The organism is Schinkia acidoalkalinis, assembly GCF_054301215.1.
Window position 1 is genome coordinate 1,445,750 of sequence record NZ_CP182573.1, and the last position, 16,738, is coordinate 1,462,487.

General features: G+C 35.4%; 16 protein-coding genes. 5 read left to right on the forward strand and 11 right to left on the reverse strand.

The window, feature by feature from the left end; translation table 11 throughout:
- The first annotated feature begins 139 nt into the window (after nt 1–139).
- Genes ACNQFZ_RS07665 through ACNQFZ_RS07675 form a run of 3 tightly spaced genes read left to right on the forward strand, consistent with a single transcriptional unit; the run spans nt 140 to nt 4,462 of the window.
- Entirely contained in the window at nt 140–2,407 is a 2,268-nt protein-coding gene (locus tag ACNQFZ_RS07665; RefSeq protein WP_458414687.1) for an EAL domain-containing protein, read from the forward strand.
- A complete protein-coding gene (locus ACNQFZ_RS07670; protein ID WP_458414688.1) occupies nt 2,407–4,086 on the forward strand; it encodes a thiamine pyrophosphate-binding protein in 1,680 nt (559 codons plus the stop codon). Before ACNQFZ_RS07665 ends, ACNQFZ_RS07670 begins: the two co-directional genes overlap by 1 nt.
- 1 nt (nt 4,087) lies before the next feature.
- Nucleotides 4,088–4,462 (forward strand): carboxymuconolactone decarboxylase family protein, encoded by a 375-nt coding sequence (locus tag ACNQFZ_RS07675; RefSeq protein WP_458414689.1) that lies wholly within the window; start codon nt 4,088–4,090, stop codon nt 4,460–4,462.
- A 144-nt stretch (nt 4,463–4,606) separates the two neighbouring features.
- On the opposite strand, the gene ACNQFZ_RS07680 is transcribed toward ACNQFZ_RS07675, so the two are convergent.
- Complete coding sequence (locus tag ACNQFZ_RS07680; protein ID WP_458414690.1) at nt 4,607–5,491, reverse strand: LysR substrate-binding domain-containing protein; 885 nt, start codon at nt 5,489–5,491, stop codon at nt 4,607–4,609.
- 99 nt (nt 5,492–5,590) lie between these two features.
- On the opposite strand from ACNQFZ_RS07680, the gene ACNQFZ_RS07685 reads away from it, so the two are divergent.
- Together ACNQFZ_RS07685 and ACNQFZ_RS07690 are read left to right on the forward strand one after the other, a co-directional pair.
- On the forward strand, nt 5,591–6,361 hold the full coding sequence (locus tag ACNQFZ_RS07685) for a sulfite exporter TauE/SafE family protein (RefSeq protein WP_458414691.1): 771 nt from the start codon (nt 5,591–5,593) through the stop codon (nt 6,359–6,361).
- Nucleotides 6,362–6,505: 144 nt separating this feature from the next.
- Entirely contained in the window at nt 6,506–8,602 is a 2,097-nt protein-coding gene (locus ACNQFZ_RS07690) for an EAL domain-containing protein (RefSeq protein ID WP_458415342.1), read from the forward strand.
- Nucleotides 8,603–8,670: 68 nt separating this feature from the next.
- Here ACNQFZ_RS07690 and ACNQFZ_RS07695 read toward each other — a convergent pair whose 3' ends face one another.
- The 10 genes from ACNQFZ_RS07695 to pdaA all read right to left on the reverse strand — a co-directional run bounded on the left by ACNQFZ_RS07695 (nt 8,671) and on the right by pdaA (nt 16,708).
- Nucleotides 8,671–9,459, reverse strand: coding sequence for an SIMPL domain-containing protein (locus ACNQFZ_RS07695; RefSeq protein ID WP_458414692.1), 789 nt, complete (start codon nt 9,457–9,459; stop codon nt 8,671–8,673).
- A gap of 149 nt (nt 9,460–9,608) precedes the next feature.
- On the reverse strand, nt 9,609–10,745 hold the full coding sequence (locus ACNQFZ_RS07700) for a tetratricopeptide repeat protein (RefSeq protein WP_458415343.1): 1,137 nt from the start codon (nt 10,743–10,745) through the stop codon (nt 9,609–9,611).
- A 138-nt stretch (nt 10,746–10,883) separates the two neighbouring features.
- Nucleotides 10,884–11,591, reverse strand: a complete 708-nt coding sequence (locus tag ACNQFZ_RS07705) for a M48 family metallopeptidase (protein ID WP_458414693.1) — start codon at nt 11,589–11,591, stop codon at nt 10,884–10,886.
- A 27-nt stretch (nt 11,592–11,618) separates the two neighbouring features.
- Nucleotides 11,619–12,116, reverse strand: a complete 498-nt coding sequence (locus ACNQFZ_RS07710) for a DUF1456 family protein (protein ID WP_458415344.1) — start codon at nt 12,114–12,116, stop codon at nt 11,619–11,621.
- 525 nt (nt 12,117–12,641) lie between these two features.
- Nucleotides 12,642–12,842 carry a hypothetical protein gene (locus ACNQFZ_RS07715; protein WP_458414694.1) on the reverse strand — a complete coding sequence of 67 codons (201 nt, stop codon included), beginning with the start codon at nt 12,840–12,842 and terminating at the stop codon, nt 12,642–12,644.
- A 29-nt stretch (nt 12,843–12,871) separates the two neighbouring features.
- The gene (locus tag ACNQFZ_RS07720; protein WP_458414695.1) at nt 12,872–13,303 is read right to left on the reverse strand and encodes a hypothetical protein; all 432 of its coding nucleotides are present in this window, start codon (nt 13,301–13,303) and stop codon (nt 12,872–12,874) included.
- 45 nt (nt 13,304–13,348) lie between these two features.
- On the reverse strand, nt 13,349–13,732 hold the full coding sequence (locus tag ACNQFZ_RS07725) for a retropepsin-like aspartic protease (protein ID WP_458414696.1): 384 nt from the start codon (nt 13,730–13,732) through the stop codon (nt 13,349–13,351).
- A complete protein-coding gene (locus ACNQFZ_RS07730) occupies nt 13,729–13,989 on the reverse strand; it encodes a hypothetical protein (RefSeq protein WP_458414697.1) in 261 nt (86 codons plus the stop codon). The genes ACNQFZ_RS07725 and ACNQFZ_RS07730 overlap by 4 nt, the downstream gene beginning before the upstream one ends.
- 274 nt (nt 13,990–14,263) lie before the next feature.
- The gene (gene rlmD, locus ACNQFZ_RS07735) at nt 14,264–15,736 is read right to left on the reverse strand and encodes a 23S rRNA (uracil(1939)-C(5))-methyltransferase RlmD (protein WP_458414698.1); all 1,473 of its coding nucleotides are present in this window, start codon (nt 15,734–15,736) and stop codon (nt 14,264–14,266) included.
- Nucleotides 15,737–15,877: 141 nt separating this feature from the next.
- Nucleotides 15,878–16,708 (reverse strand): delta-lactam-biosynthetic de-N-acetylase, encoded by an 831-nt coding sequence (pdaA, locus tag ACNQFZ_RS07740; protein WP_458414699.1) that lies wholly within the window; start codon nt 16,706–16,708, stop codon nt 15,878–15,880.
- Nucleotides 16,709–16,738: the final 30 nt, after the last annotated feature.

The following is a 16,738-nucleotide window of genomic DNA, read 5'->3' on the forward strand; positions in this document are numbered from 1 at the left end:
CTCGAAAAAGCAAGTCGAATTTTGTTGGATTTTCTTGACAATTATACTCATTTTCTATTTTAGTATATTTAGCAGGGTCCTATTTAAAATCATATTAATTGTTTAATAATTAACTTTTGGTTACTTTGAGGTGCTTCCAATGTGTCAACAAGAACCGTACTACATAATAGATTCAAAGAGAATGTGCAAAGAAAGCGGAATGAACCCTAACGTAATAGCTAGGCCAAAGTCGTTCTTGGATGAAGAAGATTTATATAGAAAAAGGAAATCCTACAGTGAAATCTTATCTGTCGTTAGCTTTTTCTCAAACAAGCTTTTAGATTTCTTAAAGGGAACACCTATTTTAATTGTTATCTCAGATTCCAATGGATTTTTGCTTGATATGGTGGGTGACAAAACGATTAAGTCTACTGTAGAGCAATTTGGTATAAAGGTTGGCAGTCTTTTTACACAAGAAGATACAGGTACCAATGTGATTAGCTTATCCCTACAGCAAAGGCACCCAATCTCTTTAATAGGTAAAAACCATTATCATACGTTTCTACATCAAGTAGCGTGTTACGGAGCTGCGTTTCATTACACGGACGAGGATAGTTTACTTGGTAGTGTTTGTATTATGATGCCTATTTCCTTTCAAAATCCTTTATTTCTAACGATGTTATCACAAGCTGTTGATTCAATTGAAAGAGAATTGTTATTAAGAAAACAAAATAAAATACTAAATATCATGAATCAAATCATGTTATGTAGAACTAGAAATGGAATCGTAATAACAGACGAAAAAGGGATTACAACTGAATTTAATGACTTTGCCCAACAAATTTCTAATCTCAGTAAAAGTTCAGTTATAGGAAAATGCATTTATGATTCGGAATTGACAGGGAACTATTTTAAAAGAGCTATAGAACATGAAGAAAAGTTTGAAAATGAAGAACTTAAATTTATCAATAAAAATGGTGACCAAGTAGTGTGTTTATTTGATGCACAACCAATTTATGAGGATGATCGAATTGTTGGTGCGTTTGGACAGTTTAGAGACATTACTGATAGGTACTTATTAGAGGAGAAATATAACTATTTGGCTTATCACGACGATTTAACAGGTTTACCAAATAGACGTTACATACAAAAGGACATCGAATCGCTACTTTTGGAGAGCACCACAATAGAATCTAAACCTAAAATAGCGATTTTATTTTTGGACTTAGATAGATTTAAGGTGATAAATGATACATTTGGACATTCTAATGGTGATGTTTTACTGGTAGAGGTAGCAAAACGACTAGTTAAATGTCTTGGAGAAAATGATAAACTTGCTCGAATGGGTGGGGACGAATTTATTTTCTTATTAAAAGATTTTGATGATGAAAATTATGTCATTGAAAAAGCAGAACAAATATTAGAACAGTTCAACGACCCTTTTATGGTGAAGAAAAATGAATTTCATACGACAGTTAGTATAGGTATTGCTACATATCCTAATTATACGATGTCTCCCGAAGAGTTTATGGTAAATGCGGACACTGCTATGTATAAAGCCAAATCTCAAGGTAAAAACAGATACATAATCTATACAACCGATATGTTGCCAAATATGTTTGACATAAAACTTGAAACAGATTTAAGAAAAGCATTGGAAAGAGACGAGTTCTTATTACATTATCAGCCTAAAGTTTGTAATAAAACAGGAGAATTGGTAGGAGTAGAAGCATTAATTCGATGGAATCACCCCGAGTTAGGGGTAATATATCCGGTTAAATTTATTAAATTAGCTGAAGAAACTGGATTAATCACACAAATTGGGGAATGGGTTATTGAACAAGCATGTTTCCAAAATAAGAAATGGCAAAATACCGGTATTCCGTCATTCAAAATTGCCGTCAATTTATCAACCCAACAATTTCTTAAGCAAGATATAGTTTGCTTTATTAAGAAAGTTTTAGAAAGAACAAAACTTGAACCCCAATATTTAATAATAGAAATAACGGAATCGATGACAATGGATTTTGATTATTCACTAAGAGTTCTAGAGGAATTGAAGTCCATTGGTGTTCTTATTAGTATAGATGATTTTGGAACTGGGTACAGTTCTTTAAGTTATCTTAAGAAATTTCCAATTGATTATTTGAAGATTGACCGATCTTTTGTCAGAGACATTATGAATGATGAAAATGATGCTAACATCGTCAAAGCTATTATTACATTGGCTCATAACCTCAACCTACAGGTTATAGCAGAGGGGGTTGAAACAAGAGAACAATTAGCATTTTTAAAGAAATATCATTGTGATACAATTCAGGGATTTTTATTCAGTAAGCCTCTTACAATTGAACAATTTGAGCAAAACTACGCGGAATTATTAAAGGATTTTAAAATTAAAATAATTGAGAGGGATAAAAATTACTAATGGCAACTTTATTTAAGGAAACTTTACCTACCGAAACATTACTTATGAAACCTTGTGCCGATATACTAGCAAGTAATTTTAAACATTGGGGAATAAAGCATATCTTTGGCATACCTGGTAAAACTATATCACCATTAATTTACGCTGCAGATAGACATAATATTGAATTTGTACTAAGTAAACATGAATCAGGTGGTGGTTACGCAGCGGCTGGTTACTCATTAATGAACAATAAAATTGGGGTGGCTATTGGTACCTCCGGACCTGGTGGAACCAACTTACTTACTGCAGCAGGACAAGCTAAGGCATCACATATTCCTGTTCTAATTATTACCGGTCATCCATCTATGAAGGACACTGGTAAGGCAATGGGCCAAGACTCAACTCCTTTCGGTACAGACTTAGTTGACATGTTTAAACCTGTAACCAAATTTAGTGCCAGAGTAGAACGAGGGGATATGTTGCAGGTTTACTTACAACATGCCTTGGAAAAAGCCTTTTCTGGTGTAAAAGGACCCGTTCATTTATCATTACCTTTTGATATTCTGTTACAAGAAATAGAGCCTTTTGAATTGGATTTACCAGTAGTTAATGAGATGATTTCACCATTCATAGACGATGTTATAAAAATGATAGATTCTGCCAAGCGTCCACTTATGTTTTTGGGAAAAGGAGTCCATTCAAGTAGAGCTTATAAAGAGGTTCAACTTCTAGCAGAAAATTGGAATATCCCGGTAATCACTACACCTGGTGGAAAAGGGACGTTCATTTCCAATCACAAACTATCATTAGGTGCGTTTGGACTGGGCGGTACCAAAGAAGCTAGTGATTATTTACGTGATAAAGTAGATCTATTACTTGTAATTGGAACAAAATTAAGTGATATGTCAGTTGCAGGTTTTTCAAAGGACCTTTACCCAAGTCATATAATTCATTTCGATTATGATCCGACCTTTATTGGCAAAACAATTGATGTGCCAACTACACCTGTTCTTGGTGATATTCGTTCAAATCTTAAGTCTATTCTAAAGAATACAAATTCGGTAAATAGCTTGGAGTACATAATTCCTAAGAAAGTAAACAACATAGAAAACAATAAACACGAAGATTATATGAGTTCAGAAACAACTTTAAAAGTTATCAGAAACTCACTCCCAGATGATGCTATCGTTTTTGGGGATGATGGTAGCCATACTTTTTACGCTATTAGACATTTTGATATCTATGAACCAGGTAGTTTTTTCTTTGATGATGTATTCGGTGCGATGGGACATGCTATAGGTTATTCTATTGGCGCCAAAATAGCTGCTCCGGAAAAAAACATTGTTTGTTTAGTTGGAGACGGTTGCATGTTTATGCATGGATCTGAAATTTCAACCGCATTAAATCATAAATCCCCGGTGTTATTTATTGTACTAAATAATGGTAGACTAGATATGGTTGAGAAGGGGATGAAAAAGATGAACGGGAAATCCGTTGGTGCCATTTATGATTCTCCATTAGATGTAACATTATTCGCTCAATCCATGGGGATTCATTCCCTTAAATGCTTTAATCCATTTGATTTGGAAGATGCTTTACATAGTTCTTTTGATATTATTAAAGAGACAAAAAAGCCAGTTGTAATTGAAGTAATGGTCGATCCAAATGAAATTCCACCTACAATGGGGAGGCAGTAACATGGAAAATAACAGTAGATTCGATTTAGGTATGGCAAAACTAAAAGAAATGATTTCTGAAGAAGCACTTTCAAACATAACATATATGAAAAACATTTCACCCGACTTCTGGGATATGATTGTTGCATTTGGCTATGGGGATGTATATGGACGAGATGGCTTATCCATAACACAAAGAGAAATAATTACATTAACTACCCTTGTTACTCAAGGTGCTTTTGATCAACTTGAATTTCATATGAAAGCTGCCTTAAAAGTCGGACTAACAAAAAACGAAATCATTGAGGTTATCATTCAATGCGCAGCATATGTTGGCTTTCCAAAAGCTGTTCAAGCAATGACAATTGCAGGTAAAGTTTTTGAGGAGATAGAGTAACTAAAAACACAAAACTCTAAAATCAAAATGAATGGTCTCGGTATGTACCGGGACCATTTTGTTTTTCATTGAAATTTCGATAAGTAATTCCAGTGATATAGTACTCTTAGAATTTTCAAATTTTAATTATAAAAAACCATATTCTTACCCGTTAACAATCAAATTGTCTTTTATATATTTTATAAAAGCTTCTGTCTTCGCCTCGATTTTCCGTGTACAAATATAGAGACTTTGAATGATCTCGATGCCTTCAATCCACACACGGGATAACTTTTTATCTCTAATTTCGTTACTCACACTAAAGGAGGGGGCAAGCGTTATGCCATATCCAGCTGCGACAGCTTTAATAGATTCATGTAGCCCTTGTAATTGGATTCCAATAGGTGGTAGAGTACAATTTCTTGCGTAGAAAACAGATTCAAGTAAGTCACGAGTGGAGCTTCCTCTTTCACGAAAGATAATCTGTTCATTTGTTAACTCTTCTAAGTTTATGGTTTTATTTGCTAAATGATGATTAGGATGGACGACAAACCAAAAAGGAACAGTCATTAATTCTTCGTATTGTAAGTCTTCGTGCCCAACGTTGCTTCTAACTACAAACCCAATATCTGATTCGAAATTTAAGACTTGTTTTTCTACATTTGCTACATTTCCCAGGGCAACATTAATAAAAATATGGGGATGTAATAGTTTATATTGGGCCAGGAAAGTCGGTAAAACATAGTTGATTGGTATGTAGGAGGAAGCAATATTTAATTGGACATTTTTTTCTTTAAAATCACTAATTTTATTTTCTATACTTTGTTCTAATCGGAACAGTCTTAAGCCTTGTTCATATAAAAATTCCCCTGCTGTTGTTAATTGAATTCCCCTACCTCTTCCTTCAATCAATTTTAAATTTAATTCTTTTTCTAAGTTACGAATTTGTATCGTTACAGCGGGCTGGCTAATTAAAAGTTCATTTGCAGCAAGTGTGATGCTCTTATGCTTCGCTACATTTATAAAAATTCTAAGTGCATGTAAATTCATATTAAACCCCTTTCATAAAAAATATTTATGAAGACAAGAAAATTATATATTTGTTTTATCTATAGTATAAAGGTAATTTTAGAAAAAGGGGGATTTTTCATGGATGAATTATTCATTTCATTGTTTTCGTTAAAAGCTATCATATTATTTAGTATAGGGGTCATTGCATCTATGGTGGGGGCTTTATTTGGAGCGGCAGGCCTTGTAACGCTTCCTGCAATGCTCTTGGTCGGTATACCGATTCATACTAGTGTTGCGGTAAATAAATTTGCAACGGGGTTATCTGCATTTACGAATGTGATGACCTTTTTTATAAAAAAAGAAATAGATTTAAAGAAGTCGATAGGGATCATTTTTATTGCGATTTGCGGAGGTATTCTGGGAGCATTTTTAGCCACATTATTATCGGAAAAGATTATGAACACGGTGGCATGCTTTTTATTGATTGTTGCTCTAGTAACGGTTTTACTAAGTAAAAAATATGTAAACAGTTCTGTAAAACAAGAAAAAGAACAAAAAGTTAATCGAATTATTCCCTTTATTATTAGTATTTATGATGGGGGATTTGGTCCGGGTTCAGCATCCATGAGCATTACATATTATTTAAAAAAGCAATTTAGTTATTATAAGGCGGTTGAATTTTCTAGAATCGTGATATTTTCCAGTTGCTTTGGAGCTTTTTGGTGGTATTTTTTTCATGGGATCGTAGATTGGGCCGTTGCCATTCCAATTGCCATTGGTTCCATTGTAGGTTCGCATTTGGGAATCCTACTTATTCCAAAGATTCAAATGAAATGGGTTCAAATTGCATTGCCCCTTATATTTATCGTGCTGATTGCACAAGTAATTTCAAATCTAGCATTCTCATGAAGAAAAAGGGGGCAATGTTTTTTGTTATTGTTAAACCGGGCTATTGTACTATTCCAATTCTAAGTTACAATTTAGGTAGATAGATCAATTAGACAAGTAAAGGTAGGTTCTTAGAGAATGCCCATACGCATAAAACTAATAATTATGTCCTTACTATTTCTTGCAATACCTAGTCTATTAATTGGAATTATTGGCTATCAATCGTCTAAAAATAGTTTAAATACGCTTGGTGCTGAAGGCCTACAAACCAATGTACGGATGACCATTGAAATGATTGGAACGTTAGATAAACAAGTCAAAGCAGGAAACGTTTTATTGGAAGACGCCCAGGAACAAGTCAAAGAAGCGATTTTGGGAAAAAAAGATGCGAATGGGAATCGTCCTATTAATTCGCGCCTGAACTTAGGAAAACACGGCTTTATATTCATTATAAATTCCGCAGGGGTTGAACTCGCACACCCAAACTTTGAGGGAGAAAATGTATGGAATGTAAAGACAACCGACGGTGTTTATTCTACCCAAGAAGTGGTAAAGGCTGCCAACAATGGTGGAGGGTTTGTCACCTATGAATGGCCCTTGCCCGATAACCCTAATACAAATGAGCCAAAAATTACCTATACAGAAAAAGATCCAAATTGGAATTGGATTGTATGCGCCGGGGCCTATCTATCCGACTTTAATGCTGGAGCGAATCGTGTACTTTATATCCTGTTAATTACTCTTGGTTTCTCGTTCCTTGTTGGTGCGATTGTCATTCTATGGTTTTCAAAAAAATTGACAAAACCCATTCTTCAAGTAGCAGAACAGGCAAAGTTAATTGCCCGTGGCGACTATACTCAAGAACCGATTGAAATAACAAGCATGGATGAAATTGGTGAAATGGTATTAAATTTTAACATAATGAAAGAGAATCAAAAAAAGGCTGAAGAAGTTCAAGAAAGAATTGAATACATGGCGTTTCACGATGATTTAACAAAACTACCAAATCTTCGTTGCATAAAAGAAAAACTGACACAGGAAATGCAAAATCAAAAACCATTTGCACTCCTGATACTCGATATCGATCGTTTCAAACAAATCAACGAAGCTCTTGGGCACTCCTTTGCTGATTTGATTCTAAAATCGGTTGCAGACAGGCTAAGAGAACTATTTCCGTCAAAAGTATTTGTTGGACGTCTCACAGGGGATGAATTCGCAATAGTTTACCCTGGTTTGGATCAAGAAGACGAATGGGTCACAGTGTGCAAAAAAATTCAAAGCCAAATTAGCGAACCACTGCAGGTTAAGAATCTCCTCTTAACCGTATCTGTGACCATCGGTAGTGTTGTCTATGTCGAAAAAGAAATTGAGGTGGACGAGTTTTTACAACACGCGAACATGGCGCTCATGGAAGCACAACAACAACAGGTTCCTTTTCAAATGTACCAACATTCTATGGACGGTAAAGCATTCGATCGTCTCCTATTGGAAAACCATTTGCATCATGCTTTGCAAAATAATGAACTTCATCTTGTCTATCAGCCTCAGGTGGATATTGCAACCGGACAGATACAAGGAGTGGAAGCATTGCTTCGTTGGCAACATCCAAGCTACGGCTCCATATCTCCAGCCGAATTTATCCCCGCCGCCGAAAACACTGGGCTTATTATTCCTATTGGCGAATGGGTGCTTCGGACAGCATGCAGACAATTAAAAGAGTGGCACGATCAAGGGCTTTCATCCCTTCAAATCGCCGTAAACCTGTCCTCTCGCCAATTTTATTCGCAAGACTTAATCGAAACGGTGAAAGGAATTTTGCATGAGACAGGATTACCACCTAAGGATTTGGAGCTTGAGATTACAGAAAGCATGATGATGAATATGGAGCATGCATCAAAAACCCTACAAGATCTGAAGTCTTTAGGATGTAAAATTGCTATAGATGATTTTGGAACAGGGTATTCATCCCTTAATTACCTGAAACATCTTCCGATTCACCGCCTAAAAATTGACCAATCGTTTATCAGAGATCTCGCAGAAAATAAGCAGGATGATACGATTGTATCCACCATCATTTCGATGGCTAAGCATTTGAAGCTTGATGTAATTGCAGAAGGAGTAGAAACGCCAGGTCAATTGGATATTTTGCGAAAGAAAAAGTGTACCCACGTACAAGGATATCTCTATAGTCCACCCGTAGCAGCGGAAAATTTCCTTCAACAATGGGAGCAACTGTTACTAAAAGCGAAAACTTTTATTTAGGGGACAGGTTCCTTGTCCCCATCCGTTAACTTGGGACAAGGAACCTGTCCCCGTGTCCTTCTAATTTATCAATACTGATAGACGATATTCACATTTGCGCTAATTTCCATTTCTCCACCTGAGATGGGGGTGGAAGCTACACTATCATAAGAGCCCGCTGCTTTTGATAATTCAGGACCATTATAAGAAATCGGAGAAGGAATGTAAGATCCTGATTCATTGATTACGGCAGGAATTGATAATTTTATTCCATAAGTACTTGCGATAAATTCCGCTTTTGATCTTCCATTTTCTACAGCACCTTTCAGTGCTTCTAAATACTTCTCTGTTTTTTTAGCTTCACTTAATCCAAAGGCAATATTATTTAATTGATTAGCCCCCTCTTTCACAGTTATATCTATAATACTGCCAATCTTTTGGAACTCAGTAACAGTAACCTTAACAGTATTGTTGATATCATATCCTAATAAGATTTGCACATTTTTGCTTTCAATTCCCCCTTGGTTACTTTTGGTTTCAACGTTTTTCCATTCATATCTAGGTTGAACCCGGTAATCAATTGTACGGATGTCCTTATCTTGAATTCCTAGGCTTTTCAATTGTTGCATAACTTTATTCATATTTTTTGTATTTGTTTCTTGCGCCCTTTTTACATCCTTGTCAAATGTGTTAACCGCAATGTCAATGTAAGCTATATCAGGAGCCACCTTGACACTAGATATACCACTCACACTGATAGACCTCTTTGAAATTTCCCCCACACCGTCATTAGCATGTACCACATTACTACCTGTCCATATTTGTATAGTAAAAGTTAGCAAAAATGCTACAGTCATTGTAATGAATTTCTTCATCATAATTCCCACCTTTCTTGAAATCATTTAGAGATTCCTTCCTATTCTTAATGTACCATAATTATGTATTTTAAAATGTGTCCATCCTCAAATAAAAAAAGACACCTTGATGATCTTGATTTCAAGGTGTCTTCACATAATGACAAATACGCTTAGTGAATGTGACCATTTCCATTCGTTAGTTTTACAAATTTATTTTCATAAAACCGCTTTTTCTTTATATTAGAGGTCCGTTCAAAAAATAAAATAATATCTGCAAGAGCATTTTCCAATAACTCCTGATCATTTGTTATTTCCAGCTGTTCAATTGCTTTTTCATAAGCTCTTCCTGCAAGCAATTTATCTGGTTGCTCTTTATGCTCCAAACAAAAAGCATATTGCATATAAATCATTCCAAGCTCTCTTGCGGAATAATTAGGGAGCTTCTGATGAATGGCGATCGCCTTTTCATAGTATGGAACTGCTTCATCAGGTTGTGATTGGGTAAAATAATTGTACGCCATCTCTGTATAGGCCTCTGCATGTACTAGTTTATTAGCAAGCGCTGACCCTTCCAACATTGGAATTGCCTCGTTCAAATAAGAAATAGCTTTTTCATACTCATTTTTACTTCCATACATTTTCGCAATACTTACTAGGCTGTTAATTTTTATTTCTACATTAGTATCATTTGCAAGTTCAAGTGTTTTTTCCAAATAAGCAATGGCTTCATCCGTTTCATTAATCCGTGAATGGAGTGCACCAAGTTTAAAATGTAGAAAGACAATCATTTGGTCGCCTTTTTCTTTTTCTTTTTCTTTCTGTAAATAAGTTAAGCCCCGCTCATAATATTTGATTGCTCGAACGAACTTTTGTAAATTTTCTTCAGCTTCTCCCAGCAATAGATAAGCACGAACCGCCTTCATCTGGTCGAACACCTGCTCGTTTTCTATTTGTTTCACGGCATCCGACATAATTTTTCGAGAAAGCTTATAGTCACACATGAATGCTAAATTACCATACAAAATTAAATCATCAATCGAATTTTCATTTGAATTTTGATAAATGTCCTCGATAATGCTCGCCCCTTGCTTCCCTTCACCTAGTTGTGAAAGACAAGTTGCGTCAAGTAATGACAAGATCTTTGCTAACCTTTTATTTGTTTCATATTTTTCTCGGAATACCTTTGTTTTTGATAAGACATTTGCAAAATGACCATGTTTGAATTCATCCACAATTACATGTATGTCCTCTTTATTAGCCTCATTTATATAGTCTTTTATATGTTCTTCTAAATTAAAAATATCCATTGTTGACAAACTTTACTCCAATCTTTTATTTTATTATTCCAGTATATCAGTTCATCGTTCAATATCAAGAGGGACAAAGGGACAGGTACACCGTCCCAAGTTAACGGATTGGGACACGGAACCTGTCCCCATGTCCTGTCAAATTGTCATTTTCCAGTTTGCTAAAGCCAACCAGTTTTCTTTTTCCTTATAGTCAGGTATTATTTTGCCAACTAGCCTCCAGAAGGAACGGTCGTGATTCAGATGGACCATGTGACACATTTCGTGAACAACGACATAGTCAATTACCTCACGTGGCGCCATAGCTAGCCTCCAATTAAATGTTAAGTGGCGTTTTGAATCACATGTCCCCCATGTAGTTTTACTATCCGTAATACGGATTGAACTTGGTTTGGTTTTGAAGTTGCTATGAAAAGAGGATATACTCTTCTCCACTAATGACTTACACTGTTGGGAATAAAATCGTTTTAATGCAAGTTTAATTTTTTCATCGTCAATCTGCCTCACATATATATGCAGTTTTCCACCTTCAAACACAACATGGTCTTGCGAAATTTTTATATCTTGAAAAACCATTATGGGATAGGTATTACCTAAATACAGAAAGAACTCATCATTCTCATAGGACTTTTCCTGTGGCCCATTCAGTCTATCCTTCATTTCGTTTACCTTTTGCTGAATAAGATCCCATTTATCCTCTAATACCTGAAGCACTCTTTCATCAGGGGTCCTTTTTGGCGCATGAACTTCAATATTCCCATAGCCATCTATTGATATTCCTACAGATTTTCTATTTTTGTACTTTATATCAAAACGTATTGTCGTTCCCAAGTAAGTATGTATCATGTCATCACCTGTATATCTTTAATGCCATTATCCCCTATATTTGATAGCAAGTCCTTTTAAGAAATTTCTGGCAAACATATCTCCGCACTCTTTATAATTCTTATGTCCTTCTTTTCTTAACAATGCCCCAAGCTCTCCTTTTGTTACCCGTAATCCTGCCTTATCAAAAATATCCAGCATATCCTCAGTAGTTAATGCTAATGCTATTTTAACTTTCTTTAAAAGGAGATTATTAACATTTGGACTTTTCTTTAAGCTAGGTTCCGGTGTATCGAGTTGACCTGGTTTAGGCTCTTGTTTCCCTCTTTTGTAAATAATAAGACCATTTAAAAATGAATCTAACATACTGTTGTTACATTTTATTTGATTGCCGCTCTCTTCTTCATCCTCATCAGACTTCGTAAGTATCATGATCACATCTGGTACTGATACCTCCACTCCGCCAAGTTTAAATATCTCTGCCATTTCCTTATTTTTTATTTCTAACGCATATCTCAATCGAATTAATATATCGTTATTATCCATCATTAGATCTCCTATTTTTATATTAGATTAATATTCATTTCACATTTGGTTCATTATTAATTCCAAACAAGCTACATTTTCTATATGGCTTGAGTGGTGATCGCAGACATATTGAAGTAGTGGTGTTTACCTTTCTGCCTATAAAATCTTTGAACTATAATAAAGCAATCAGTATATCTGTATAGAAACTCAGTTCTATCACTATTCCAGATTGGCTTCCCAGACTCATCACGTTGAACTAATTCGTTTCTTCCCATCCATACTAAATATGGGTGTTTATTAATATAAAGAGCATATTCATTATTACTTGAGAATTCATATTCCAAAAATGAGATACCATCATTTAAGAATGTTATTGGCTTTTGTCGAAAATATTCATGTGCTTGTGTTTTATCATATGGGGAATCTTCATCAGCATAAATAGACTTTATTTTGTTTAAGTAGTGCTTTTCCACTATTTTCAACAAAACTCTGACTGAGATGGATGCATTTTTATTTGGAGGTTATTTTGAAAATAAACTAGTTTTAGTTTGTTCCATTTATTAGATTGTTGCTTCCTATTAATGCGTATGCTTTTTCCTTGGTTGATTTTATTTTTCTTTTCTTCCAAGTAATTTCTTCTGTCATTGTGCATAACAATTTTTCTTTTTCTAACTCAAACACTTTTTCTAACCTATCAAATGCCTCTTCCGAATAATCAAACTTCAAGCATAATGTATCGAACATAAGCCCTCCCTAAATATAAAAAACTCACATCATAATAATTTGGAATTCCAATAATCAACAAATGCATTATACCCTTTTATATCTGTAAAGAATGGCAGAAGTTGTTCACCTTTTAGCTTATAAGAATTAATAATGGGAACACCTTCACGAAAAGCTCTTTCTATACGATGATTACCATCTATAACTTCAAACATACCCGGTCGAATTTCCGCTTGGAGAATTGCTCTTGAAATATCAACAGATGGCAAATGATTTTCATTAACCTTCTTATGAAGATGAGTCTTAAACCAACCTTTAACATCGATTTGTTCAAATTCAGCTTCAAGAATTCCTGAATCAATCTGATCATAAATCCTAGAAATATTGAAGTGAAATATTCCATTCCTAAATATTTCATCCCCTTCGTAGGTTGGGAGTGGAACATAATTTTCATTTAGTTTGATTTTTCTTTTCTTCTTCATTTTTCACCTTTATTTTTTAAGTTCAAAGAACAAATATTATAATTTTTAGCTATTCCGTACTTCCATTTGATTAAAATCTATAATTAATTTATTTGCTATTAAAAAATCATTGCCAATTATACCATCAAAACCATGCATTTCTTTAACATCACCAAGCTGAATGGTAAAATCCGTCAAATGAAATTTGTCTAGAAATATGCTTTTTACTTTTTGTTCTATACAAATTTCTGTTCCACCGATACCGTACATCTTTCGGGTAACAGCATTTTCTAGATTAAGTAATAGACCAATTTCTTCAGATAAGTCCGTGTCTAATATAGTTGATGAGCAACCTGTGTCTAGTAATACATGATTGAACATTTTGCTCATACCATTATAGTCGATCTTTATTGAAACGATTGGTAAGTGATCAATCATATTTATCTTCATATTTTCCTCCGAACTCCAACGTATGGCTGCTCTATCACTTTTATTTCTTGGAGATTAGTGTGAAATATATAAAGTTCACGATTTGGGTCTTCTGCATGCAATTTTTTATAAACCTTCCATGCAGCATTACCATTATCGAAGTCATCAATAACAGACATTTCTTCGATAATTCTTTCGTCATTAACCGTTTTTGCTCTAAGCGACTCAACTAAGACACACCGATTTGGAAATTGCTTACGTACTTCATTCCACCTCATTGATTTGCCCTCCTTTAGCCAATTACTTTATCTAGATTATAGCATATGGATTCATTATGATATCCTAACTGTCAGCAGGATTTTTTACCCGTTTTTTTTATTTTAACGGATTATAGATTCTTAGAATTAATCTGTTTTTAAAAGAAAAAACTTTAATTACTACCCGATAGAAGAATGAGGTAATTCAATAAATATTTCCACTATCAAATGTAATTATCCAGATTCTAAAAGATGGGTTCAAAGTCTGAACCCATCTTTTAGAACCTCTGGCAATTTATTTGGTTTGTAATTCCAATACTGCAACATTTTCTATATGCGCCGTATGCGGAAACATATCCACCGGTTGAATATATTCAACTTTATACGCTTTACTTAAGAATTGTATATCCTTAGCCAGTGTAGATGGGTTGCATGATACGTACACCATCCGTTTTGGTTTTAGCTTTAACACGGTTTGAAGAAAATTCTGGTCACAGCCAGTTCGTGGCGGGTCAACAACAACGACATCTGGACGCCAGCCCTCTTTTTGCCATTTCGGCAACCAGTATTCAGCCTTGCCGACAACATAGGTTGCTTGGTTGATATGGTGCCTACTTGCATTTTGTTTGGCATCTTCAATTGACTCTGGGATTGTGTCCATGCCGCGGATTTCTGCGGCGCCGTCTGCAAGCCAGAGGCCGATTGTGCCCACGCCGCAATAGGCGTCCACAATTTTTTCTTTGCCAATTAAGGTTGCTGCTTTTTTCACCTCATTATATAGCTTCACTGTTTGCTGCGGATTTAATTGAAAAAATGCCCGGGCTGAAAGCTCGAATGATAAATCTCCCAATGTTTCTTGGATGACTTCTTCTCCTTCAAGATGGATTGTTTCCTCTCCAAATATAATCGATGTTTTTTCCCCATTAATGTTTTGTAAAATGGATTTGACTTCCGGCAGCAGCTTTTTTACTTCCGCAAGAAATAGCTCTTTTTTCGGAAATTCCCTTTTTGTTGTCACTATAACGAGCTGAATTTCTCCGGATTGAAAACCTACTCTTGTGACAATCGTCCGTACAAGTCCCTGCCGTTTTTTCTCATTATAAATTGAAATATTTAGGTCCTGTAGTATTCCTTTAACAACTTGGGTAACTTTATTTGTGCTTGGATGTTGGACCAAACACTCGGAAATATCTACGAGTTTATGGGAATTAAGTCCATATAGGCCAGCCAATATTTTTTGGTCTTCACGCCCTACCTGTAATTGACTTTTATTTCGGTAACCCCATGGATTTTCCATGCCAATCGTGTCGCGGATTTCAAGTTGGTCGATTTGTAATTTTGTATGTCGTTCAAAAGCCTGGATAACAATATCTCGCTTTTCTTTTAGTTGCTGTTTGTAATCTAAATGCTGCAGCTGACAACCACCGCATTCTTCATAAATAGGACATTGTGGTTGAACACGGTGAGGTGACTTTTGGCGTATTTTCTTTATTTTTGCTTCAGTGTAATTAGGTTGAACCTTTGTTGCTACCGCGACGATGATTTCATCTGGTAAGGCACCTGGAACAAATACTGCTTGTTTTTTGAAGAAGCCGACTCCTTCTCCGTTTATTCCTAACCTTTTTATTGTGAGCGGAAATTCCTGCCCGACCTGTAGCTGTGCTGGAGTAGCATGATTGCTCCTAAACGGCTTTGATTGTGCCCCTCCCTGCCCTCTCCTTTTTTTATCATTTTCGAAACTTTGTTTGTTTTGCTTAAACTGGGACATATTCTTTCTCCATTTCTTTTTGTATCTGTCCTCATTATACATGGGACAGAGGGACAGGTACATTGTCCCAAGTTTCTATTTAATTTATATAGGAAATCATTTTGCAAAAAAATGGTGGGACATGGTACCTGTCCCCATGTCCTACTCAATATAATTCTGATACAATAACGGTTTTGGCATTGCTTTTTCAAGCATGAGATCATCTAGGCTTTTAAACGTATACCCTTTTTCTCTTACAGTGTCAATAACCTTTGAAAGTGCTTTGGCGTTATCTTCTGATACTGTATGTAACAGGATAACAGCCCCAGGGTGAATTTGGTTTACAATATTGTCGTACGCATATTTCCAGCCTTTTTGATTATTAATATGCCAATCAACAAATGCCAACGACCAAAAAACGTTCACATAACCAAGCTCTTTTGAAAGTTGTAATGTTCTTTCACTGAATATTCCTCTTGGCGGTCTCAGGTACATCATATCGGATTTACCTGTTAATTTTTTATACTCTTCCTTAATCAGTACTAATTCCTTTTTAAAGCGTATATCACTTACTTGTGTTAAATCCGGATGGTGCCATGAATGATTGCCGACTATATGGCCTTCGTCCACCATTCTTTTCACAAGATCGGCATTTTCAGTAATATAGTGGCCTGTTACAAAGAAGGTTGCCGGTACCTTTTTCTTTTTTAAGACATCTAAAATATCACTAGTAAAGCCATTTTCATAGCCATTATCAAAGGTTAAATAAATATCTTTTTTGGATGTATCTCCTAAATAAAAGGAGCCGTATTTTTCAAGGACCGATTCAAGCATTGCCCCAGCCTCAGCCGGTTGTTCGTTTCGGCTCTTTTTCATGCCCCAATGAATCGGCGTGTTCGGTACGGTTTCTGCGACAACAATTGGCATTGTAGAACTTAAAAATAATAAGAAGGTTGTAATCATACATAATATTGTTTTCATTGTGCCCTTCATCCAATCTGCCCCCTTTTTTGGAAACTGTTT